24 protein-coding genes are annotated in these 22,882 nt (G+C 40.1%); 15 read left to right on the top strand and 9 right to left on the bottom strand.

Annotation, left to right across the window (positions count from 1 at the left end; all coding sequences use genetic code 11):
• Positions 1 to 59: 59 nt before the first annotated feature.
• Together ACTHRG_RS15610 and ACTHRG_RS15605 are read right to left on the bottom strand one after the other, a co-directional pair.
• Positions 60 to 377 (bottom strand): ArsR/SmtB family transcription factor, encoded by a 318-nt coding sequence (locus tag ACTHRG_RS15610; RefSeq protein WP_035326772.1) that lies wholly within the window; start codon positions 375 to 377, stop codon positions 60 to 62.
• Between the two features lie 83 nt (positions 378 to 460).
• Complete coding sequence (locus tag ACTHRG_RS15605; protein WP_076262520.1) at positions 461 to 1,099, bottom strand: hypothetical protein; 639 nt, start codon at positions 1,097 to 1,099, stop codon at positions 461 to 463.
• A 183-nt stretch (positions 1,100 to 1,282) separates the two neighbouring features.
• Here ACTHRG_RS15605 and ACTHRG_RS15600 point away from each other — a divergent pair, with 183 nt between their 5' ends.
• Positions 1,283 to 1,981, top strand: coding sequence for a response regulator transcription factor (locus tag ACTHRG_RS15600; protein WP_076262533.1), 699 nt, complete (start codon positions 1,283 to 1,285; stop codon positions 1,979 to 1,981).
• A complete protein-coding gene (locus ACTHRG_RS15595) occupies positions 1,971 to 3,380 on the top strand; it encodes a sensor histidine kinase (protein WP_076262530.1) in 1,410 nt (469 codons plus the stop codon). Before ACTHRG_RS15600 ends, ACTHRG_RS15595 begins: the two co-directional genes overlap by 11 nt.
• A gap of 46 nt (positions 3,381 to 3,426) precedes the next feature.
• Here the strand turns inward: ACTHRG_RS15595 and ACTHRG_RS15590 are convergent, their stop codons facing one another.
• From ACTHRG_RS15590 to ACTHRG_RS15570, 5 genes are all read right to left on the bottom strand, one after another.
• On the bottom strand, positions 3,427 to 4,782 hold the full coding sequence (locus ACTHRG_RS15590; protein WP_076262518.1) for a hemolysin family protein: 1,356 nt from the start codon (positions 4,780 to 4,782) through the stop codon (positions 3,427 to 3,429).
• 64 nt (positions 4,783 to 4,846) lie between these two features.
• Entirely contained in the window at positions 4,847 to 5,248 is a 402-nt protein-coding gene (locus ACTHRG_RS15585; RefSeq protein WP_076262515.1) for a MerR family transcriptional regulator, read from the bottom strand.
• 297 nt (positions 5,249 to 5,545) lie between these two features.
• On the bottom strand, positions 5,546 to 6,838 hold the full coding sequence (locus ACTHRG_RS15580) for a hemolysin family protein (protein WP_076262513.1): 1,293 nt from the start codon (positions 6,836 to 6,838) through the stop codon (positions 5,546 to 5,548).
• 206 nt (positions 6,839 to 7,044) lie between these two features.
• Positions 7,045 to 7,587 (bottom strand): GNAT family N-acetyltransferase, encoded by a 543-nt coding sequence (locus tag ACTHRG_RS15575; protein WP_076262511.1) that lies wholly within the window; start codon positions 7,585 to 7,587, stop codon positions 7,045 to 7,047.
• 104 nt (positions 7,588 to 7,691) lie between these two features.
• Positions 7,692 to 8,831 (bottom strand): histidine kinase N-terminal domain-containing protein, encoded by a 1,140-nt coding sequence (locus tag ACTHRG_RS15570; RefSeq protein WP_076262509.1) that lies wholly within the window; start codon positions 8,829 to 8,831, stop codon positions 7,692 to 7,694.
• A gap of 269 nt (positions 8,832 to 9,100) precedes the next feature.
• On the opposite strand from ACTHRG_RS15570, the gene ACTHRG_RS15565 reads away from it, so the two are divergent.
• A complete protein-coding gene (locus ACTHRG_RS15565; RefSeq protein WP_076262506.1) occupies positions 9,101 to 9,571 on the top strand; it encodes a helix-turn-helix transcriptional regulator in 471 nt (156 codons plus the stop codon).
• Between the two features lie 46 nt (positions 9,572 to 9,617).
• On the opposite strand, the gene ACTHRG_RS15560 is transcribed toward ACTHRG_RS15565, so the two are convergent.
• Positions 9,618 to 10,154 carry a universal stress protein gene (locus ACTHRG_RS15560; RefSeq protein ID WP_076262504.1) on the bottom strand — a complete coding sequence of 179 codons (537 nt, stop codon included), beginning with the start codon at positions 10,152 to 10,154 and terminating at the stop codon, positions 9,618 to 9,620.
• A gap of 319 nt (positions 10,155 to 10,473) precedes the next feature.
• Here ACTHRG_RS15560 and ACTHRG_RS15555 point away from each other — a divergent pair, with 319 nt between their 5' ends.
• From ACTHRG_RS15555 to ACTHRG_RS15545, 3 genes are read left to right on the top strand one after another with little or no spacing between them, the layout of a single operon-like run.
• Positions 10,474 to 12,564 (top strand): transglycosylase domain-containing protein, encoded by a 2,091-nt coding sequence (locus ACTHRG_RS15555; protein WP_076262502.1) that lies wholly within the window; start codon positions 10,474 to 10,476, stop codon positions 12,562 to 12,564.
• 56 nt (positions 12,565 to 12,620) lie between these two features.
• Positions 12,621 to 12,779, top strand: coding sequence for a hypothetical protein (locus ACTHRG_RS15550; protein ID WP_440231573.1), 159 nt, complete (start codon positions 12,621 to 12,623; stop codon positions 12,777 to 12,779).
• Positions 12,758 to 13,366 carry a class I SAM-dependent methyltransferase gene (locus tag ACTHRG_RS15545; protein ID WP_440231572.1) on the top strand — a complete coding sequence of 203 codons (609 nt, stop codon included), beginning with the start codon at positions 12,758 to 12,760 and terminating at the stop codon, positions 13,364 to 13,366. The genes ACTHRG_RS15550 and ACTHRG_RS15545 overlap by 22 nt, the downstream gene beginning before the upstream one ends.
• A 144-nt stretch (positions 13,367 to 13,510) precedes the next feature.
• Here ACTHRG_RS15545 and ACTHRG_RS15540 read toward each other — a convergent pair whose 3' ends face one another.
• Positions 13,511 to 13,834 carry an HPr family phosphocarrier protein gene (locus ACTHRG_RS15540; RefSeq protein WP_076262498.1) on the bottom strand — a complete coding sequence of 108 codons (324 nt, stop codon included), beginning with the start codon at positions 13,832 to 13,834 and terminating at the stop codon, positions 13,511 to 13,513.
• A 257-nt stretch (positions 13,835 to 14,091) separates the two neighbouring features.
• On the opposite strand from ACTHRG_RS15540, the gene ACTHRG_RS15535 reads away from it, so the two are divergent.
• The 9 genes from ACTHRG_RS15535 (at position 14,092) to ACTHRG_RS15495 (ending at position 22,659) form a co-directional block, all read left to right on the top strand.
• The gene (locus tag ACTHRG_RS15535) at positions 14,092 to 15,378 is read left to right on the top strand and encodes an MFS transporter (protein WP_083675419.1); all 1,287 of its coding nucleotides are present in this window, start codon (positions 14,092 to 14,094) and stop codon (positions 15,376 to 15,378) included.
• Between the two features lie 95 nt (positions 15,379 to 15,473).
• Complete coding sequence (gene sigY / locus ACTHRG_RS15530) at positions 15,474 to 16,091, top strand: RNA polymerase sigma factor SigY (protein ID WP_440231570.1); 618 nt, start codon at positions 15,474 to 15,476, stop codon at positions 16,089 to 16,091.
• Positions 16,045 to 16,395 (top strand): YxlC family protein, encoded by a 351-nt coding sequence (locus ACTHRG_RS15525; RefSeq protein WP_440231569.1) that lies wholly within the window; start codon positions 16,045 to 16,047, stop codon positions 16,393 to 16,395. Before sigY ends, ACTHRG_RS15525 begins: the two co-directional genes overlap by 47 nt.
• On the top strand, positions 16,392 to 16,592 hold the full coding sequence (locus ACTHRG_RS15520) for a hypothetical protein (protein WP_048011862.1): 201 nt from the start codon (positions 16,392 to 16,394) through the stop codon (positions 16,590 to 16,592). The genes ACTHRG_RS15525 and ACTHRG_RS15520 overlap by 4 nt, the downstream gene beginning before the upstream one ends.
• A 15-nt stretch (positions 16,593 to 16,607) precedes the next feature.
• Positions 16,608 to 16,811 carry a hypothetical protein gene (locus ACTHRG_RS15515; RefSeq protein ID WP_061792357.1) on the top strand — a complete coding sequence of 68 codons (204 nt, stop codon included), beginning with the start codon at positions 16,608 to 16,610 and terminating at the stop codon, positions 16,809 to 16,811.
• On the top strand, positions 16,792 to 17,109 hold the full coding sequence (locus tag ACTHRG_RS15510; RefSeq protein ID WP_048011864.1) for a YbjQ family protein: 318 nt from the start codon (positions 16,792 to 16,794) through the stop codon (positions 17,107 to 17,109). Before ACTHRG_RS15515 ends, ACTHRG_RS15510 begins: the two co-directional genes overlap by 20 nt.
• A gap of 207 nt (positions 17,110 to 17,316) precedes the next feature.
• Positions 17,317 to 18,105, top strand: coding sequence for an alpha/beta fold hydrolase (locus tag ACTHRG_RS15505; RefSeq protein WP_076262491.1), 789 nt, complete (start codon positions 17,317 to 17,319; stop codon positions 18,103 to 18,105).
• A gap of 787 nt (positions 18,106 to 18,892) precedes the next feature.
• The gene (locus ACTHRG_RS15500) at positions 18,893 to 20,650 is read left to right on the top strand and encodes an ABC transporter ATP-binding protein (RefSeq protein WP_076262488.1); all 1,758 of its coding nucleotides are present in this window, start codon (positions 18,893 to 18,895) and stop codon (positions 20,648 to 20,650) included.
• Positions 20,647 to 22,659: an ABC transporter ATP-binding protein gene (locus ACTHRG_RS15495; RefSeq protein WP_076262485.1), complete on the top strand. Its 2,013-nt coding sequence runs from the start codon at positions 20,647 to 20,649 to the stop codon at positions 22,657 to 22,659. The genes ACTHRG_RS15500 and ACTHRG_RS15495 overlap by 4 nt, the downstream gene beginning before the upstream one ends.
• Positions 22,660 to 22,882 lie beyond the last annotated feature (223 nt).

The following is a 22,882-nucleotide window of genomic DNA, read 5'->3' as shown; positions in this document are numbered from 1 at the left end:
GGCCCTTAGGACAGCTTATTCTTCTGCGTTCCTTTGTGGGCAAGGCTCTTCCGCTTTTCTTATGAATGCTGGCTATGTTCAATTGCCTGGTTCAATAAACTTATAACATGTTCATCATCATGGCTGTAGAAGAGAGTAGTTCCTTCACGGCGGAATTTTACCAGACGCAGGTTTTTCAAAAAGCGAAGCTGGTGAGAAACGGTAGACTGGAGCAGGGATAGATTTTCGGCAATTTCATTTACAGAATACTCTCCATGAAATAATAAGTGAAGAATTCTAAGCCTTGTTGGATCTGATAAAGCTTTAAAAGTCTGGGACACCATGAATAAAGTTTCTTCATCCAGGTCGGCTGGGTACACCGGGTTTTCATCTGTCATTTTGTTTCACCTCTCCCTCTCATTATAAGTCTGTTTTATATAAAACGAAACCGCAGAGATGTTCACTCTGCGGTTCTGCCTTATTATTTTGCCTTTCTGATTTCCTTGTGAATTTCATCAACCAGTTTTTTCATTTCAGCATGGATTTGTTCTTTATCAACATTTAATTCTTTTTTAATCTCTGGTAATGATTTTCCTTGTTCCCTCAATTGGATTATTTCACCCAAATCCTTATTTGCCGCCTTTGCAATGGCTGCACCCGAAACAAGGAAACGTAGCGGAACTCCTTTGTCAAGATACCCATGCAGCACTTGAGTCGAATTGCCGGAGTACTCGGAGACCTTTTGCAGAACAACCCCCTTGTTCGCTTCAAGGAACTTATCCATGTGATGATGGTGCTTCTTTATTTTTTCTAAATCCACTCCATACTGCTGAGCTGTTTTTTCCCAGGAGGAGTTATTTTTTTTATAAAAAGTCAATACCTCTGTAACCTGTTTATCTGAAAACTTCGCAATGTGGGCAGCTATGAAGATTTCTCTTTTCGTGAATCCTTGCTCCTGAAGGGATTTCATTAGGGATTCATCGATCATTCTGTGATGGTGTTCATGTTTTTGCTCCTGTGCCGGTGACTTTCCCCTTGGCGCAGATTCAGCATTAACCGAAATTGCGGCACCTATTAAAATAAAGCAAAAAGATACTAATAAAAGAAATTTTTTATTCATCTTATACTGCACTCCTTTCAAAATGATAAGTCGTAATTAGCATTTCCCAAGATATAGCTAAACAATAAATAAGTTGGCTGACTTTTTATAAAAAAACATTAAGGTCAGAGATATTCATTGAAAAAAAACACTCATATCGATTACATTAAGAATAAAAGACTGTTCATGGGCGGTGAAGGGAAATTGAAAATACTTGTTGTGGAAGATAATGAAAGTGTCTGTTCAATGCTGGAGATGTTCTTTATGAAAGAAGGGTATCAGGGTGTGTTTGTTCACGATGGCCAGCGGGGGTTTGAGCATTTTAATAAAGAAAAATGGGACTTAATTATCGTTGACTGGATGCTTCCAGTCATGGATGGAGTGACGCTCTGCCGGAAAATAAGAGAACTGAGCAAAGTTCCGATTATTATGCTGACAGCTAAAGACAGCGAATCCGATCAGGTTCTGGGTCTTGAAATGGGTGCCGATGATTATGTGACCAAGCCATTCAGCCCATTGACGCTGATGGCCAGGATTAAAGCCGTGACACGCAGATTCCAGGCTGAAGCAGGAACAGATGAACATCACTATGTTGCCAGTGAATATTTCAAAATCAGCAAAGAATCCAGAGAGGCATATTATAATGGACAGCTTTTAAAGAATTTGACCCCAAAAGAATTTGACTTGCTGTATTATCTTGTAAAACATCCCAAACAGGTTTTTACAAGAGAGCAGCTGCTTGATAGTGTATGGGGCTATCAGTTTTATGGAGATGAAAGAACGGTAGATGTACATATAAAAAGGCTACGGAAAAAAATAGGCACGGATGAGCAGCCCTTTATTCATACTGTTTGGGGTGTAGGTTATAAATTCGATGAAACGGCAGCGGAAAATGAAGGTTAAGTATTTTTATCAGCTGCTGATCAGTCATGTCAGCATCCTAATATTGGCATTCCTGTTATTAAGCCTTCTATTCTCACAGTTTGTGGAGAATTATATTTTTGAAAATAAAGTGGAAGAGCTCGATTCCTATGGAGAGCAGATCCTGACAGACATAACAGTCAGGATAGAGGGGGATGAACAATTTCTAACAGAATACAGCCAGCTGCTCGATGCCAGAAACATCAAATACATCCTCTTTGATCATAAAGGGAGGGTCTTGTACCCTGAACTTAAATCAGATCCGATGATTCAGCTGACCAAATCCGAGTGGGCTGAAATTTCGAAAGGAAATAAAGTGACTGTAAAGCATGATATAAAACGCTTCGGCCAGGAGGTAACATTGGTTGCCCTGCCATATATGCAAGGGGGCAGTCTTGTTGGCGGAGTTTTACTTCTGTCTCCTATAACAGGGGCTATGGAGGTTGTCAGCCAATTAAATCGATTTTTATTATATACCATTTTTATTTCTCTCTCTGCAACCATCCTTTTAAGTCTGGTTCTCTCTAAAAATCTGATTAAGAGGATAACGGAGCTTAGAAATGCTGCCTCTATGATTTCATCCGGGAACTATGATATCAATGTTCCTTATACCTATATGGACGAAATTGGTGAACTGGCTAAAGACTTTAATGATATGGCAGCAAGGCTCAGAGAATCAAATGAAGAAATTAAAAGACTGGAAAATAGAAGAAGGAAATTCATTGCTGATGTCTCGCACGAGCTTCGGACTCCTTTGACCACTATCAGCGGTTTGGCTGAAGGCATTAAGGGAGGTCTGATTCCAGAGGCGGATACAGAAAAAGGGATGATCCTGATAGACAGGGAAGCGAAGAGGCTTATCCGGCTGGTGAATGAAAATCTGGATTATGAGAAGATCCGATCCAATCAGCTTCAGCTGAATAAAATGGATATTGATCTCATGGAAGCCTTTGAAATTGTTAAGGAACAGCTGGAAATTCAGGCAGAGGAAAAAGGTAACAGGATTTATATAGAGGCTGAAGAAGGGGTTTCGGTATATGCGGATTATGACCGGCTAATTCAGATCCTGGTGAATATTGTAAAAAACAGCATTCAATTCACGGAGCAGGGCTCCATATTTTTAAGGGGCAAAGAAGATCCCGATCAGACATTGATCGTAATAGAAGACACAGGTATGGGCATCGACCCGAAAGAAATTGAGTCGATCTGGCTGCGTTTTTATAAAGCGGATTTATCCAGGACCAATCATTCATTTGGTGAATTTGGCATTGGTCTTTCCATTGTCAAACAGCTTGTTCAGCTGCACAGCGGAGAAATTGCTGTAAGCAGTGAAAAAGGGGCAGGGACCCAATTTACGATTAAATTTCCGAGGGAGCAATAAGGCTAAAGAAAAGGAACAGCACTCCAGGAGGCTGTTCCTTTGGTTATTATGACAATACTTGTGATTCAGTAAAGGGCAGTTCTTTTGCAGGTGCCGGCTCTTCTGTTTCAGGTACTGCTGTTACTTCAAGATACTTAATATGGTGCTCTTCCATATCCAGAATTTTAAATCGATATTTTTCGTGCTCGATTATGTCGCCTTGTTGGGCTTCGTAATTCTCAGTCAATATCCATCCGCCAATGGTGTCAACATCTTCATCATTAATATCGGTACCCAGCAAGTCGTTGACTTCGCTGACAAGAACTTTTGAATCAATGATATATTGGCCTTCTTGCGTCTTTCTGACCATCGGTACTTCATCCATGTCGAACTCATCACGGATCTCGCCAACAATCTCTTCAATGATATCCTCAACAGTCACTAACCCCGAGGTACCGCCGTATTCATCCATTAAGATGGCCATGTGGATGCGGTCTTTTTGCATTTTAAGCAGCAGCTCATGGATAGGTATGCTGTCAATGACCCGGATAATGGGACGAATGTATGATTCAAGCGTGCTTGATGATAATTCCCGGTTCATAATGAGATCTGTCATGACTTCTTTAATATTGACCATGCCAATGATATGATCCTTATCTCCATCTATAATGGGATATCGAGTAAATTTCTCTTCCTGAACGATTTGCAGAAAGTCTTCAAGTGTATCATCTTTTGAGAGAGAAACTATTTCAGTACGCGGAACCATGATTTCTTTCGCAATCCGATTATCAAACTCAAAGATTTTATTTACATACTTAAACTCAGATTGGTTAATTTCGCCGCTTTCATAGCTTTCTGATAAAATAATGCGAAGTTCTTCTTCAGAATGTGCTAATTCGTGTTCAGAAGCAGGCTTTAATCCAAACATGCTGGTCAATAGGCGGGCAGAACCATTCAACGCCCAAATGATTGGATACATAACCCGGTAAAACCAGATTAAAGGACGTGTTGTTAAAAGTGTTACCGCTTCTGCTTTTTGTATCGCCAAAGTCTTTGGAGCCAATTCTCCCACAACTACATGCAGGAAGGTGATAAAAGCAAAAGCAATGCTGAATGAGATAACATGTGAAATGGATGACGGCAGACCGAAACTATTTATCACCGGACGCAGCAGGTGTTCAATTGTCGGCTCACCCAGCCAGCCAAGACCGAGTGCTGTAATGGTAATTCCCAGCTGACAGGCTGAAAGGTATTCATCCAAATTCGAAATCACTTTCTTCGCAGCAATTGCATTTTTATTGCCTTCTTCAATTAGCTGATCAATTCTGGAACTTCGTATTTTAACAATGGCAAATTCCGAAGTAACGAAAAAAGCCGTTAAAGCAATTAAAATGGCTATAAAAACCAAGTTTAATATGTCCAAATAAGTTCCCCTTATCCCGCCTGAACGGGCAGGGTGTCACCTCCTGATTTTGTGAAAAATGGGATTAGCTTGTTAAGCCGGAAAGGGAACGGAGCAAAGCAGTACTCTCGGCAGTCAGCCTACTGGAGAAGCCATCTTTCTGCTCCTCATTCATTGTATTGATGAGCGGCATGAGGACAGCTATTTCCTGCTGCAGCTGTTTCATCTGTAATGTGACTGCATTGATATGCTTTTCAACTTCCCCTGTCTGAATTTCCCTTTTCGTTTTCATTTCTAGTTTTCTCTTAATCTCTTCAAGCGGAAGATGCAGTATTTTGCATTCATCGATAAATCTTAGATCAGACAAAACTTCTTCTGAATATATGCGATAATTTGATTTTGAGCGTTTCGCTTTTATTAGGCCAATGCTAGTGTAGTAGTCAATGGTTCTTTTGGAAACGTTAGCAATATTGGCTAATTCGCCGATACGATAGTAAGCCCCATCATATCACCTCTGTTTTGAATACTTATATCTCCATAATAATGCTTTACAACAAGAGATATAGTTAGAATCAATTATACGTTAGCGGAAACCATACAGTCAAACGTAGCAGTTTTTGAAAAAAGGATTACATTTATTTTATGAAATTATTCCTTAAATATGAAGTAAAAAGATTCGGAAAAATTAAATTTTTTATTGAGTTTGAAAAAGGTGGAACTTAAGCAGTCCGCGGTCAGCAAAAACCGGGAGCAAAAGTGTGCTCCCGGTTTAAAAAAATGCAGATTATATTTTCACAACTTCAATATAAGAAATATGGTGTCCATCCATTTCTTTAATCATAAATCTGTATCCTTCCTGCTCAACAAAGTCTCCCTGAGCAGCATCATATTTCTGCGTCATAATCCATCCGCCGATAGTGTCCACATCATCATCAGATAATGTTGTTCCCAGGAGATCATTTGCTTCTGAAATCAGCAGTTTCGCATCAAGGATATAATGGTTTTCTCCTGTCTTTTGAACAAGCGGAAGCTCATCGGCATCAAATTCGTCCCGGATTTCACCTACGATTTCTTCCAGGATATCTTCAGCTGTGACCACTCCAGCGGTTCCGCCGTACTCATCAAGAAGAATCGCCATATGTGAACGCTCCTTTTGCATTCTAAGGAGCAAATCGTGAATGGGAATGGTTTCAATCACCCTGATGACAGGTTTAATATATTGCAGTAAGGGGTGTTTGCCTTCACATTTTTTTCTTACACAGTCAGTTAAAATTTCCTTAACATTAATGATTCCGAGAATATTATCCTTATCGCCCGCCGTAACCGGATAGCGGGTATAACGCTCATTTAATATGAGATCGAGAGTTTCTTCCAGTGATGAATCTTCCGGAATGGTAACAATTTCGGTCCGGGGAACCATTATCTCTTTGGCGATTCTATTGTCAAATTCAAATATCCGGTCCACATACTGGTATTCAGAGGGATTAATTTCACCGCTCTTTAAGCTTTCAGATAGAATAATCCGCAGTTCTTCCTCTGAGTGGGCCATTTCACTCTCTGAAACTGGCTTCAGTCCGAATAATCCTGTAACAACTCTGGCTGAACCATTTAAAATCCAGATAAACGGATACATAACCCTGTAAAATAATATTAATGGCTTCGAAAAAGTTAAAGTAATGGCTTCTGCTTTTTGAATCGCAAAGGTCTTTGGCGCAAGCTCTCCAATGACCACATGGAGAAATGTCACAACAGCAAAAGCAATGACAAAGGATAGGAAATGAGTTACGGAAGCCTGCAAGTTAAGACTTTCAAATACCGGATGAAGCAGTCTCTCAATAGTCGGTTCACCGAGCCACCCGAGACCCAGTGCGGTTATTGTAATTCCAAGCTGACAGGCAGATAGATATTCATCCAGACTGCTTATAACTTGTTTTGCAGAACGGGCTTTAGGATTTCCCTCCAGCATAAGCTGGTCAATTCGTGAAGTCCTTACTTTAACAATGGCAAATTCAGATGCAACAAAAAAAGCAGTTAATGCGATTAATAAAAATAATAAGAAAAGGTTAAGGGTGATCATATTATCCCTTACACGAAATGTAAGGGGCCGGCACCTCCTTTATAATAAGTACTTTTCCCTCATTCATGAATTTTACAAATAAACCATGAATAAAGGATTTACTTTAATTGAAATTACCCTTATTTAAGAGATGTAATCAGGAGAAATAATTAATCCAATATTTTTGTATGCAGGGAAAAATAAAAAAGCCTGAGCAGGCTTTTTGTTTAAACATTCCATTCTCTTGACAGAAGTCCATATACGGCAAGATCGTGATATCGATTATAAAGATACTCGCCATCCCGGATGATTCCTTCCTGCCGAAAGCCGAGCCGTTCAGGAATCGCACGGCTTTTTCCATTTTTGATTCCGCAGCGTATTTCGATGCGGTTCAATTTTAAATCAAAAAAAGCATGATTGACCATGGCCTGCACACTTCGTGTCATAATTCCTCTGCCTTCAAAATTTTCGGCAAGGTAGTATCCAATGCTGGTTTGTCTGTTGTTCCAGTCTATATGGTGAAAACCAATAGAGCCTGCAAGTTTTCCCTGATAACGGATTCCGGCATTAAAGCCGTTATTATCGGCAAACTGTTTCAGCCAAATAGGAATGATCGAATGATACTGAACAGGTGAAGCCATATTATCTACCCATGGAAGCCATTCTCTTAAGTGGCTGCGGTTCCGGTCCACCAAGCTGAAAAGCTCTTCTGAATGATGAAGCTGGAACAATTGCAATTCTATATCCTCATCTACCTTTAAAGAAAACAAGTGACAAACCCCCTCCGGCAAACTATAAATATAATAATTTATTGTTTAAATCATAGAAGCATTTTTAGTATGAAAGACGAAAAAGCTGTTCCCAGGATTCAGAGTCAGCTCATATCTTTAGTCAGCTTTTCAGTTGGCAAAGTTATGCTGAAAACGGTCCAGTCTGATTCGGTATCACATGTCAGAGTCCCTTGATGTTTTTCAATTATCTCTCTGCAGACAAATAGACCCAGCCCTGTTCCGAGTGTTTTTGTTGTAACAAATGGCTCGAAAATGGAATTGATAAGATGATCAGGAATTCTTGGCCCATTATTAGAAATATCCAATCTTATGTGCCCATCTGAAGTCCATTTGCTTTTAATATGAATGACAGGGTCGCTGCGGTACTGTGTAAGCACATCAATGGCATTGAAGATAATATTAATGAAGACTTGGCGGATTTCATCCGCATAGCCAACCAAATAGATATCATCTTTTATATCCTGAAGGATCGTAACCTTTCCATCCAGGATACTGGGATATAAGAATATCAGGACTTCATCTATTAATTCATTTAAAGAGAATGTAATTTTTTCTTTTCCGATCAGTTCCTTTTTAGAGAGGAGCAGGAATTGTGAAATTCTAAAATTCAGCTGCTCCAGTTCATTTGAAATGATATCCAAATACTTCATGGAGGGATTTTCGGATTTTAAAAGCTGAATAAACCCTTGTACAGAGGTAAGCGGATTTCTGAACTCATGAATAAAGCTTGAAGTCATTTGGCCCAGAAGAGTTAATCTATCTTTATGGGTGGAATCAATAAATTGTGTTTTTTCCTTAATAATCTGATCTTTGGCATCGGTATATCTGGACACTGCGTGATATAAGAATTTATCGAAGCAATAACCGATTCTTTCGTACTGTCTCTGGAGTTCATGAAAATGTATTTCGGAACGATTAAATATATTGAGGACGATTGTTCTTCCCAAGTTGACATTATAAACAAAGTCTCCAATATTAATATCTGCTTTTACTCGCTGTTCAGCGACAGTGTAGGCCAGTTTTTGAATATAGTTTTCCAGTTCTTTCCCGTCTTTTATTAAGATTTGAATAATTAATTGGAACATGGCATCGCCATTCTCCTTGATTTTATCTTTAAAAGGGTCATCCTTATTTATGAGGATTTTCTCATTCCATTCACTTAAAAGGTTTTCTTTTTCCGTCAGCAGAAGTTGCAATATGGCATTATTTGTTTCAATCGTCATTTTATCCTCCACTTTTTTGCATAATAACAGTTAACCAATAGATTTCGATAGAATCCGGCAAAATCCTCTGTTAAATTAATGGAAAATATCAGCAATTTTACCCTGAGGAATAAGGCCAACTTGTGACTAAAAGCACAGTCATTTTTTTGTGATAATTGGTATAGTTAAAGAAAAAGGCAGTTTTTTATTTGTAAAATGGTTATTATTTCTTTTATAATATAGAGGCAGGTGTAAATTTACACCAACAACAAAAAGGGAATGAAGCTGCATTGACTAGAGATGAAATTATACTGAAAGTTTCAGATAAGATCCGTCTTATACGTACAGAGGCAGGATACACACAGGATAAAATGGCAGAAATTATTGGTGTTTCAAAAAAGACGCTTGTTCAAATTGAGAAAGGGCGGGCAGAGGCAGGCTGGTCGACAGTGGTAGCCGTTTGTGCTTTATTCAGAGAAACGGAAACGGTCCGGTTTTTGTTTGGAAATGAACCATTAGAAGTTCTGGAGACTATTGCCAGAGAAGGAATTGATTACAGGAAGGAAAAGACTCTTGGCGGAAAGCTCTGGTGGAGGGAATTGAAGAGAAGCAACAGTCTGATCCTTCAGCAGAATATCATCAGCCAGCACTACCGGATTATTGATCAGGACCATTTTAGAATTTACAGCAGTTTCGATGAATTGTCTTCTAAAGAACGATTTGAGGAGCTGGCAGCAGAGAATAAAGACCTTCACGAATAATAGCTGTATTCACATAAAAAAGCAGCCACCGGGCTGCTTTTCTATTTTAAGGGATTTGCGGACTTTCCTTATCCTTAGCTATAAGCACGGGGCAAGGCGCATTCCTGGCAACTTTTGTACTGGTGCTGCCCAGGAACATCTTTTTAATTCCGCCCTTGCCTGAGCTTCCCACAATAATTAAGTCTGCGTTTTCAGCCGCTGCATATTCACAAATGCTTTCTGCAGGATTTCCCTCAATAACATCGAACTTCGCATTAATGCTGTAAGGCTCAAGGATTTCCCTTGCATTGAAAAAAGTATTGTCTACGCTATGCTTTACTCTTGCGTGTGTATTGGAAGAGGATTCATCATGATATACCGGAAGAGGAGGGATCTGAATTCCTTCAAGCAGATAGCCATTCGTTCTTACAGGCTCTACCGCTTTTTCGTTGTTTATGTGAATATTTTCAACTGTTTCTTCAAAGACCTGAGCAACCAGCAGCTGAGCATCAGGGTTTTGTTTAACTAATCCGATTGCCATATTCAAAGCCTGTCTGCTTCCGTCTGTATCATCATAGCCCAATACAATTTTATTAAAATTCATCAGTGTTCACTCCTTCTTATAGTAAGGAAACTTATTGGTTCTATACCCTCTGCTGCGAAGAGTAAATCATAAAAATACAGCTTGAAAACAAAATACCCCCATAAAAAATGACCGGGCTCCGTAAATTCTAATGCACATTTTTCAGCATAGTGAAGAGTAACATTGGGAATTTCAGGGTATTTTTTATATGACCTTCAGAAATTTGCATGGAAACAAATACTATATAAAAACATATTCATTGAAGTTATGCTGTTATCGGTGTAATCTGAAGACTTCCGCACAAATGCAAATTAATCATCAGCAAGAATTTGGAGGAAATATGAGAAAGAAAACTTCAGTTATTAAAAAGTTTCAGTCAACTTGGAATAAGCTTCACTTGACACAGGTATCCATATTGCTTGCATCTACTTTGGTCCTGGCTTTCTTAAGCTTCGTCTATTTTTCATATAAGGATGCGGATATCAGTGCACTCGAAGCAGGGCTTGCACAATCCACAGTCATTTATGACGCTGATGGGGAAGTAGCAAGCAAGATCTCAGCAAATAAAAATGAAGGCATTTCCATAGATCAAATTCCTGATCATATGAAAAATGCAGTTATTGCCATTGAAGACCACCGCTTTTATGAACACGGGGGCATCGATTTAAAAGGTATAGGCAGGGCCTTCTTTACAAACGTGAAAGCAGGCGGAATAGTCGAGGGCGGCAGCACGCTTACCCAGCAGCTGACCAAAAATGCACTATTGTCTGCAGAAAAAACATACAAAAGAAAACTGGAAGAGTTTTTCCTGGCCATTGAAATTGAAAAGGAATACAGCAAAGACGAAATACTTCAAATGTATTTAAACCAGGTTTATTTCGGGGAAGGCGCATGGGGGATTAAACGTGCGGCGATGAAGTACTATGGAAAAGATGTTGAGGATCTCTCCATTAGTGAAGCAGCATTGCTGGCAGGGCTGGTTAAAGCCCCATCAGCCATCAACCCTTACCAAAATGAAGAAAAGGCAATTGAGAGAAGGAATACCGTCCTTGACCGTATGAAAGAACACAACTTTATTACTGAAAAGGAATGGGAGAAAGCAAAAAATGAAAAGCTTGTTTTTGAAGACAGCGGCGGTGATCCCTTTAAAGGGAAATACCCATATTATGTAGATGTGGTTCTGGAAGAAGCGATTAATAAATACAATATTTCACTTGATGAGCTTTTAAGTGACGGATATCAAATATATACAGAGCTTGATCAGGATATGCAGAGCAGTGTTGAAGAAACCTACACAAATGATCAATTATTTCCTAAGGGTACTGGAGATCAGCAGGTTCAAAGCGGAGCCATACTTCTGGATCCAAAGAATGGCGGAATCCGTGCCCTAGCAGGCGGAAGAGGTGAACATACCCTTCTTGGACATAACCGTGCCGTTCATAAAGTAGGCCAGCCGGGATCGACCATGAAGCCGATTGTGCCATACACAGCAGCACTGGAGGCGGGTTGGAAGATCACAGATGAACTTAAAGATGAAAGAATGACATTCGGCAAAGATTATGAGCCGAATAACTATAATGGCCAGTTCCGGGGAAATGTGCCAATGTATGAAGCAGTCAAGGACTCTTTAAATGTTCCTGCTGTATGGCTTTTAGATGAGATTGGTGTGGACAAAGGGGTTGATGCGGCAAAGAGGTTTGGCATACCTGAAGAAGCCATCAATCAAAATCTTGCACTTGCTCTTGGGGGCACAAGTGTTGGAGTTTCTCCTCTGACCATGGCGCAGGCATATGCTGTATTTGCAAATGGCGGCGAGAGGCCGGAAGCACATTCCATTACAAAAATAGTTGATAAAGATGGAGTCACAGTCGCAGAGTGGAAAGGTGAGAATACAAGAATCATTTCCAAGGATGTTGCAGATAAAGTGACCACCATGCTTCTAGGGGTAGTTCAGCATGGTACAGGGAAGGCTGCCCAATTACCAGGCAGAGAAGTTGCAGGGAAAACGGGCAGTACACAAATGACCATCGAAGGCATTGACGGAGTTAAGGATCAATGGTTTGTCGGCTACACACCACAGCTGGTCGGTGCTGTGTGGGTAGGCCATGATAAGACAGATGCGAATAATTATCTTACTACCTCCAGCAGTGAAGGTACAGCTCCGATATTCCGGGCAATCATGTCAGAAGCCCTGAAAAATCAGGAAGCAAAGTCATTTAATGTCCCTCATATTGCCGGCTTGATGGAACAGAGGCAAAGGGAGCAGCAAAGGAAAGCATGGGAAGACAACATAAAAAAAGAAACAGAGAAGATAAAAGAAAGAATTGAAGAAGAAAAAGAGAAATGGAAGGAGAAATGGAATAAGGGGAAAGAGAAACACAAGGGAAAAGATAAAGATAAAAAGAAAGATAAAGAAAAGAAGAATGATTAATACATTTTACGAGTACAGTGAAAAGCTGTACTCTTTTTTTTAAGGAGGTCATCTATATGGCAGAACAATTTTATGATGAGTTAGCGGAAGAGTATCACTTAATATTTGAGAATTGGGATCGTTCCATTGCCAGACAGGGCGATGTACTGGATAATCTTTTATCGGCAGAAGGCATAAAAAAAATTCATCTCTTTTGGATTGTTCTTGCGGAATAGGGACTCAGACATTAGCTCTCACCCAAAAGGGGTACAAAATAACTGCATCAGACATTAGCGGTAAGTCTATCTTAAGGGCAAAAAGAGAAGCAGAACTGAGACAGCTGAACATCCAATTTTATCAGGCAGACATGAGGGCATTATCATCTGTGCACAGTGAATCTTTTCATGCCATTATTTCTATGGATAACGCCTTGCCGCACCTTATCACCGAAAAAGAATGCATCAAGGCACTTAAAGAGGTTTACAGTTTACTCAGCGAGAAAGGCATTTTTCTCTTTTCTATCAGAAATTATGATGAAATTCTTAAAGAGAGGCCAACATCCACCTTGCCAGCAAAAAGGGATCACACCATAACCTTTCAGCTTTGGGATTGGCTTCAGAATTCTGATATATATAATTTGAGGCATTTTACAATGGTGGAAAAGGAGGGAACCTGGTCTGTGTCAGAAAGACTTTCTCAGTATAGGGCCTACAGAAGGGAAGAGTTAAACAATTTTCTGCGCAAAGCTGGTTTTCGGCAGGTCAAATGGCTGCTCCCGGAAGAGTCTGGATTTTATCAGCCAATTGCCATTGTATATAAATAAAAAAAGGCCATTCGGCCTTTTTTAATAGAATAATTTAGAATAACCAGCTGATTAGTGCGCCAATTACCACAATCGCTCCAACTACCATAAAAATTGTACGTATCATCTATTTTCACTCCATTCACTCTGCAATAAAATAGTCAATTATAGCTGAATTGTTTCAGCAGTATTGATTAAGCGTTTTTCTGACATGCGAAGCACCGAAACATGGTTGCTGCACATGTCTTTGATATGCTCCAGATGGTTCTGGACGTCAGTTCCTTCCACAATGATCTTCAGACTCGTTTGCGGTTTCACTGTTAAAAGGAAAGACACTAATTTAGAAAGGTTTGAGGCATCCACCGCTTTGTGTTTGCTGTAGAGATAAGTGGTGCCTTCAAATTGTTTTGACGCCTGGTAAATTTCAAGCATTTTCTTCATTGTGAACTTGTTTTGAACTAATACATTAGTAGAAATAATTTCTTTCATTTTAATAATCTCCTTTAAAAAAGTATTTTATATATTAATCGATTAATGATTTGGTTGTACTATGGAATTACCCCGGTAATCACAACCGTAAACCACCCGGGTTCCCAGTGTGAATAATTACCTTTTAAATTAATAAGTATTAAGGGTTGAGGCGCCATCAGTCTGCAGATGGAGATAAAAACCATCAAAAGCCGCTTTATCAGATGTTAGTCGCAATTTATAGTGGAGATATAAACAGGGAAACTGAGGTAAAAGGGATGAAGAACTTCAAAGGGATTTTTCAAAATGCCAATTATGTGAAATTATTTTTCGCCAACTTTACTTCTCAGATGGGCAGCACGATTGGTTTAACAGCATTTATGTTTTATTTGCTGGATCGTTTTTCGGAACAGCCTTTTTATGCCACATTAACTGAATTGATGTTCTCGGTTCCGACCCTGGCGGTGTTTTTTTTAGTTGGAGTGTTTGCGGATAGGATGGATCGCCAGAAAATAGCTTATCATTGTGATTGGATCAGCGCGTTATTATCGTTTGTGCTTTTACTGACTATTATTATTGGCTGGATGCCTCTGGTATTTACAGTATTGTTCCTGAGGAGTGCCATTCAGAAATTCTTCTTTCCCGCTGAACATGCAATGATTCAAGGCATATTGAAAAGTGAGGATTATACAACTGCTGCAGGCCTTAATCAGGTGGTGATGAGTCTTTTCATGCTGTTCGGAAACGGCCTTGGCATTTTTGCCTACTGGTCAGTGGGAGTATACGGTGCGATTGTGGCTGATGCACTTACCTTTATCATCAGTGCATTATTAATAAAATCCTGCCGTATACCCGAAGAGGTCCGGCTGCCAAATGGCGCACATGGTCTTAAAGACTTGAATATCCCGCTTGTCTTCAAGGATTTTAATCTGGGGATAAAATATATTCTCCAGCACAAATTATTATCTGCCTTGCTTGTCGGCTTTTTCGTTTTCGGAGTGGTAAACGGCGGATTTTCAGTCATGCCTATTTTTATGCTGAAATACAAACTCGAGCCGCAATCCTATGAGGAATACTCAGTTCTGCTCGGAATAACATTTGGAATTGGGGTTCTTATTGGCAGCTTTGTGGCCTCTTTGCTTACTCAAAAATTCAAACTTTATCAGCTGGTCATTACCGGATTGCTGTTATCCGGAAGCTTCATCATTGCTGCTTCTTTTGCAGAGAACACGTTTATTTTCCTATCTTTATTATTTGCTGCAGCTTTTGGACTCCCTTTAGTGAACATCGCAATTGGCGGCTGGATGCCAAGCATTGTTGATCCGAAGATGATGGGAAGAGTACAGGGATGGATAAGTCCGCTGATGATGCTTTCTCAATCCATAACACTCGGATTTATTGCTGTCAGCTTTCCGGGGTTCCTCAAAGTGGAAATGCTTTATTGGATGGTAGGAGGCTGTTTAGCACTTGTCGGTGTATTTTACAGCCTTGTTCTCCCGGGATTAACGAAAAAGTCAGAAAAAACAGGTGAAGCACATTCTTTGGAACAAACTGATGCAGTATAATGTAATAAACGGAAAAAAAGTCCCTATAATAGGGGCTTTTTATGTGTAAAAAAAAATTAAAAAAATAATGAACCTTTTCATCTCTGGAACGTCTTATGAGTGAAATAAACAGTAAACAGCGGGATGATAAGAAGAGAGGAAAGAAGCTGATGGAGGAGAAAGACCTTATAGTAAGTGCCAAACGAGGTGATCAGCTCGCTTTTGCCATGCTTTTTAAAAATAACTATCCCTTTCTGGTTAAATACTTAATCAAAATCACAATGAATCCCGATGCAGCTGAAGAACTTGCTCAGGAAACAATGGCCAAATGTGTTGAAAAGATCGGCCTGTTTAATGGGAAATCGAAATTTTCCTCCTGGCTGATAACCATTGCGACGAATTTGTATATTGATCAGAAGCGAAAGTCGAAAAGAGAGAAGAACTGGAAAACGCAGGAAGAGGTTTTCAGACGCATGAAATGGCATCTTGAAAGCCGAAATGAAGAATGGAATGATGTCTTATCCGCATTGGGAAAACTAAAAGATGAGATAAGGATACCTATTGTTCTTAAACATTATTATGGCTACTCGTATGAGGAAATAGGAAAAATGATGAACATATCTTCAGGCACTGTCAAATCAAGAGTGCACAATGGAATCATGTCTGTAAGAGAGGAGTTGAAGCTTCATGGCGAACAGGAAAGTGCTGCAGCTGGAACAAGATCATCAAGATGAGCAGTTATTGGCTGCAGTCAAGGAGATAGAAAACGGATTGGAAACGCTGGAAGAAAACATCCCGGTATATACACCTGATCTGCAATTTTTTGAAAACTTAGTTGCAGAGCAAAAACAGGCAATGAAAAGGAAATTAATCAGGGAGTTAGCTATCTTCACTGTTGCAGCACTCCTCATTGTAACTTCTGTATTATTCATGCTGTATCAGGTTCCATCTGTATTTTTTATTCTGCAGGGAGTTGTCACAGTTTTTATTATGGCCTATAGCACAGTCAGCTTCGTGAAACAGGTGAATGGCACATGAACAGTGAAGAAATATCTCTTCCTCTGCTGATTATTGTGGGAGTCATCTTAATAGCACAGAGCACGTTCCTATTTCTTGATGCAAGAAAGCACGGCCACAATTATTGGCTATGGGGAATTATCGGTTTAATTCAGGCGCCAATGCCGACGCTGTTTTACTTGATTTTCGTCAGAAAGATCTGGCAGAAAAAAGATTAATTGAGGGATGGAAGGATGAAAAAATTAAAACAGATGCTGCTTCTTGCAGCCGGTGGCGGCCAGCTTCTCGGGATTGTCATGCTGTTTATTAATATGAAGGCTGCAATTATGTTTTATATTTTATATGCTTTAATGATCATTGCATTATTTATTGTGCTGATAGCTGAGAGAAAAAGAGAAAAAGAGGAGGAAGAACAAAATGATTATCGTGACTACTGATACGGTATCCGGAAAAGAGATTAAAGAGATTAAAGGGTTTGTAAGGGGGAGTACAGTCCAGACAAAGCATATAGGAAAAGATATTCTGGCAGGATTAAAAACAATTGTAGGCGGAGAAATTGGCGAATATACTGAAATGATGGATGAAGCCAGACAGAAGGCAATTGGCAGAATGGTTGAAGATGCAAAGGCAAAAGGGGCAAACGCAATCATTGGAATGCGGCTGCAAACCTCAGCCGTTATGCAGAATGCTGCAGAAATCATAGCCTATGGGACTGCAGCAATAATTGAAGAATAGCAGGAGAAGAACCAGCTGACATAGTTAGCTGGTTTTTTAATGTCTTTAATAGGGAAAGGATGAATATTTGGCAGAAAATACTTGAAAAGAAACTAATGAATTTTTTGTGATATTATAAGCATTTTTCGCTGAAATCCTTTACAATAGAATGAAACTTCTTAAAAACATAACTAAGAAAATGACACTAGAATGTGGATTGGAGTATATATGCTATATTACCGTACGTATGTGAAAGATGAGTCCCTGCCATGGGTTACCTTTGTTCATGGTGCAGGGGGCAGCTCTGCAATTTGGTATAAACAAATGAGAGAGTACAAAAAGCATTTCAATGTTCTGCTGGTAGATCTGCGGGGACATGGTCAATCAGGAAAGGGCACCTGGGAAGAAGGAGATCATTTTACAGAAGTTTCTCAGGATATAGTGGATGTGCTCGATCATCTTCATATTACAGACTCCCACTTTGTCGGAATTTCGCTGGGGACTATAGTGATCCAGACAATCGCGCAGAATCATCCGGAAAGAGTAGCTTCCATGATTTTGGGCGGTGCCATTACTGAATTGAACTGGCGCACAAGGTTTTTGATAGCCATTGCGAATTTGACTAAGTATATGCTGCCATATATGCTGCTTTATAAGCTTTTTGCATGGATTATTATGCCAAAAAGGAACCATCTTGAATCAAGACATGCCTTTGTAAGGCAGGCAGCAAAAATGTGTCAAAAAGAATTCATCAACTGGCTGTCCTTAACAAAATCGGTTAATCCGTACCTGGGAAAAATCCAATCCAGCATTTCCCACATCCCTACCCTTTTTATTATGGGACAGGAAGACCACTTGTTCATTAAGTCTGTAAAAAGCATTGCCCAAAAAGCTAAAACAGCTACAGTCAAAATCATCACAGATGCAGGACATGTATGCAACATCGACAAACCTGATGCCTTTAACAGGATTACCATTGACTTCATCAACAGGCAAAAAAGAAGGTTGGCTTCATAAAGGATCCCGGCGGATCCTTTTTTTAAATGCTGTTTTACAAGGTTTATTGATTTTTGTATTTTATTTACTGAGTTGATTGGAGCGGAAGGTGCGAGACTCCAGCGAGAGTAGCGGGACAGGTGAGACCCCGCAGACGTGTAGCGTCGAGGAGGCTCACCGCCCGCCACGCGGAAAGCGAGCAGCCTGGAGCGGAAATCAACGGACAACATTGATAGAGGAAAAACAGCACTTCATACGAAAAGAGCCTTTATAATAAATAACAGAAAATTTCTAAAAGTAGGTAAAAAGCTGATTGACTTTTAGTTTAAGCGGTGATAATCTTACCAATATGGAAAAAAATGAAAAGGAGGGCTACAAAATGATCTTAATTCATCATCATCAAACAACAACACAAAAATTAAAATTTGTAACCTCTCCTTTAGAAGATATAAAAATGTAAACAGGATTTTCCTGCACATTTATTTTGATGGAGCACAGGTTACATTTCGTAACGTGGGCTCTTTTGTCTCTTAAGACATATCGCATGCCGCGGTATGTCTTTTTCTCGTTTAATTATCAAATATCATCATTAGGAAATACAGGTATTGCCTGTTTCCATATATTTTAATAGCGGCTGTTGTCGGCAGCCATAAAAAAGGGAGGAAAATTTTATGAATGCAGTAAGAATGAAAAGAAAAACAATTTTGCCGGAGGATCTGGATGGAGGCTAGTTATGTATTTGCTGATGGTTTTTGTATGAAAGCTCTCTTTAGAAACGTGAGCTTCATACCGGAAAGGGGAGAGATCGTTGTTTTCGATTTTAGGAAAATTAAGCTGGTTTTTTAAAGAAAACTGGAAAAGGTATACAATTGCCATTACTCTGCTGATCATTGTCGGAATCCTTGATGTTATGCCTCCAAGGCTTGTTGGAATGGCAATTGATGATATACATCTTGGTCAAATGAGCAGTGCTAAAATAATGGAGTACCTTGGTTTATTGGGAATCATCACAATTGTGTCCTATGCAATCACTTATATCTGGATGTACCAGCTCTTTGGAGGGGCATTCCTGGTAGAAAGAAAATTGCGTTCACAATTTATGGGTCACCTATTGAAAATGACTCCTACATTTTTTGAGAAAAACCGGACCGGTGATTTAATGGCCAGGGCAACAAATGATTTAAAAGCTATTTCGGTAACGGCCGGTTTCGGAATATTAACACTGGTGGATTCCAGCGTCTTCATGTTGACAATATTGTTTACGATGGGATTTCTGGTTAGCTGGAAACTAACCTTTGCAGCAATATTGCCTTTGCCTATCATGGCCTATCTGATAAAAATTTACGGCAAGAAGATTCATACGCGGTTTATGAGCGCACAGGATGCCTTCGGTGAACTAAATGACCGGGTTCTTGAATCAGTTTCGGGAGTTCGGGTGGTGCGCGCTTATGTTCAGGAAAGAGCGGATCAGCAGCGTTTCCATGAACTCACTGAAGATGTTTACAGCAAAAATATTGAAGTGGCCAAAATTGATTCACTATTTGAGCCGACGATAAAGGTGATTGTGGGCTTAAGCTATCTTATAGGGCTAGGATACGGTGCTTATCTTGTTTTCCACCAAACCATCACCCTGGGCCAGCTCGTGTCCTTTAATGTGTATTTAGGCATGCTGATTTGGCCAATGTTTGCTATTGGAGAATTAATTAATGTCATGCAAAGGGGGAATGCATCCCTTGACCGGGTACAGGAAACCTTGTCCGCTAAGCAGGATATTGTGAATCCTGAAAACCCTTCTATCGTTGACATACCTGAAAATGTTATCTTCAAGGATGTTCATTTCCAATATCCTTCCTCAAAAACGGCTAATCTCACAGGGATTAAGCTGCATATTGAACGCGGGGAAACACTGGGCATTGTAGGGAAAACAGGAAGCGGAAAGACCACTTTTATAAAGCAGCTATTAAGAGAATATCCGACAGGCACAGGGAAGCTTGCGATTGCCGATGTTCCGATTGAAGAACAGGAGCTTGAAAGAACAAGGGGATGGATCGGTTATGTTCCACAGGATCATGTTCTTTTCTCTAGGACAGTTAGAGAAAACATCCTTTTTGGAAAAGAGGAAGCAACTGAAGAGGATATGCAAAAAGCGATTGATTTGGCAGCTTTCCGAAAAGACCTTGAGCTTCTGCCGGAAGGACTTGAAACAATGGTCGGTGAAAAAGGAGTGGCCTTATCAGGAGGGCAAAAACAGCGTATTTCGATTGCACGTGCCCTTGTGAAGAATCCGGAAATTCTGATCCTTGATGACTCTCTTTCAGCCGTTGATGCTAAAACAGAGAAGAAAATTATTGATAATATCCGGACTGAGCGCAAAGGGAAAACGACAATCATTACGACACACAGAATGTCAGCAGTCCAGCACGCCGATCATATTATTGTGCTTGATGAAGGCATGATAGCAGAAGATGGCACTCATGAGGACTTAATGGCTATGGATGGATGGTACAAGGAACAATTTTTGAGGCAGCAGACTCAAGCATCTGCTGAAGAGGAGGTGCTTTCATGACCACAGGAAAGCGGTTATTCCAGTATGCACTTCATTATAAAAAAACGATTATTGCGGCATTGCTGATGCTTACAGTCGCTGTAGCAGCAGATCTGGCAGGGCCATTCATCGCGAAGAAGATGATTGATGACCATATCCTTGGCATAGAATCTGTCTGGTATCAGACAGAAGGCGGAAAAGATGCTGTGGAGTATGATGGCCAGTTTTATAAAAAGGAGCAAAACCTTGATCAGGGTGAGCGGAAAATTGATCAGGCCCGCATCCTGCAGGCTGGAAGCCAATTCGTCTTTATCAGTGGTGACATTGCTTTTGATGGAGAGCGAACCTTCAAAGAGGGCATACTCTTTATTGAAAAAAGCGGCCAAACCGAAACTTATGCAGGGAAGGCATTGACTGGTGAAGAATTAATGCTATTCTACTCACCCGAGATTCCTAAGATTGTTCAGCTTTTGGCCTTTTACTTTGGATTACTGGTTATCGCTGCATTTTTTCAGTACGGCCAGCGTTTCTTTCTGCAAAAGTCAGCAAATAGGATTATCCAGCAAATGAGAGAGGATGTCTTCGGGCAGATACAAAGGCTGCCAATCAGTTATTTTGATAATCTTCCGGCAGGCAAGGTGGTTGCTCGTATAACCAATGATACCGAAGCCATCCGTGAGCTTTATGTGACTGTATTGGCAACCTTTTTTACAAGTGCCATATATATTTCAGGTATTTATATCGCTTTGTTTATTTTAAATGCCAAGCTTGCTGCCATATGTTTAATCCTGCTCCCGATTTTATATGTATGGGCGATTGTGTACCGTAAGTATGCATCAAAGTACAATCACGTTATCCGTTCCAGGGTGAGTGATATCAATGGCATGGTGAACGAATCGATACAGGGAATGAACATTATTCAGGCGTTTGGCCGTGAAAAAGATACACAGAAGGATTTTGAAAAGCTGAATACAGAGCATTTTACCTTTCAAAATAAACTTTTGAGCCTGAATTCTCTTACATCTCATAATCTAGTTGGCGTGCTGAGAAATGTGGTTTTTGTTGCATTTATCTGGTACTTCGGAGGAGAGTCGCTCAATGCGGCAGCTGTCATTTCACTTGGGATGCTATATGCTTTTGTGGACTATATTAACCGCCTGTTTCAGCCTGTGCAGGGCATTGTCAACCAACTGGCCAATCTCGAACAGGCATTGGTTGCCGGTGAACGAGTCTTCAAACTGCTTGATGAAGAAGGCATTGATATCAGTGATAATAAAATATCCCGCTATAAAGGGAATGTCACTTTTGATCATGTGCACTTCGGCTATAAGGAGAAGGAATATGTGCTGAAGGATCTTAATTTTGAAGCAAAGCACGGAGAGACAGTTGCGCTGGTTGGCCATACCGGCTCAGGGAAAAGTTCGATCATGAATCTTCTTTTCCGTTTTTATGATTGCCAGGAAGGGAAAATTATGATTGATGGCATTGATATAAAACAGATTCCAAGGCAGGAGCTCAGAAAGCATATGGGAATCGTCCTTCAGGATCCATTTTTGTTCACCGGAACGATTGCTTCCAATGTCAGCCTTGATGATCCTAAAATACCGCGGGAGAAAGTGGAAAAAGCCCTGAAGGATGTCGGAGCAGATAAGATATTTCAGCATCTTGAAAAAGGCTTTGATGAGCCGGTTATTGAGAAGGGGAGCACGCTCTCCAGCGGGCAGAGGCAGCTCATTTCGTTTGCTCGTGCCCTTGCTTTTGATCCGGCCATTCTGATCCTGGACGAAGCAACATCAAGCATAGACACTGAAACAGAATTAATTATCCAGGAAGCCATGGACGTCCTGAAAAAAGGAAGAACCACCTTTATCATCGCCCATCGGCTTTCGACAATCCGAAATGCTGATCAAATCCTCGTTCTGGATAGGGGCAGGATCGTTGAAAAAGGTACCCATGATGAGTTAATGGAGCAAAAGGGCAAATATTATCAGATGTATCAGCTCCAGCAGGGTTCAACACTTGCAGGATAGGGGAAAGCGCCAGCTGGCGCTTTCTTATTAAATATGGTTTTATTCTAGAAGGGACTTTGTTCAAAAAAAATTCATACTTCAGACACAGAATAGTACTGGTATAAAGAATTTGTAATCCTGTATACATGATAATCTTATGTTATCACACATATCTGGAGGAGATTATAATGGAGGAATTTTCTATTACCTTGGTGATTGCAAGTATTATGGTTCTGGGATACTT

This window comes from Cytobacillus sp. SAFR-174, assembly GCF_051964675.1.
In the GTDB taxonomy this organism is placed as follows: Bacteria; Bacillota; Bacilli; order Bacillales; family Cytobacillaceae; genus Cytobacillus.
Note: the sequence above shows the minus strand (reverse complement) of the source record. Positions and strands in the feature narration are given on the sequence as shown.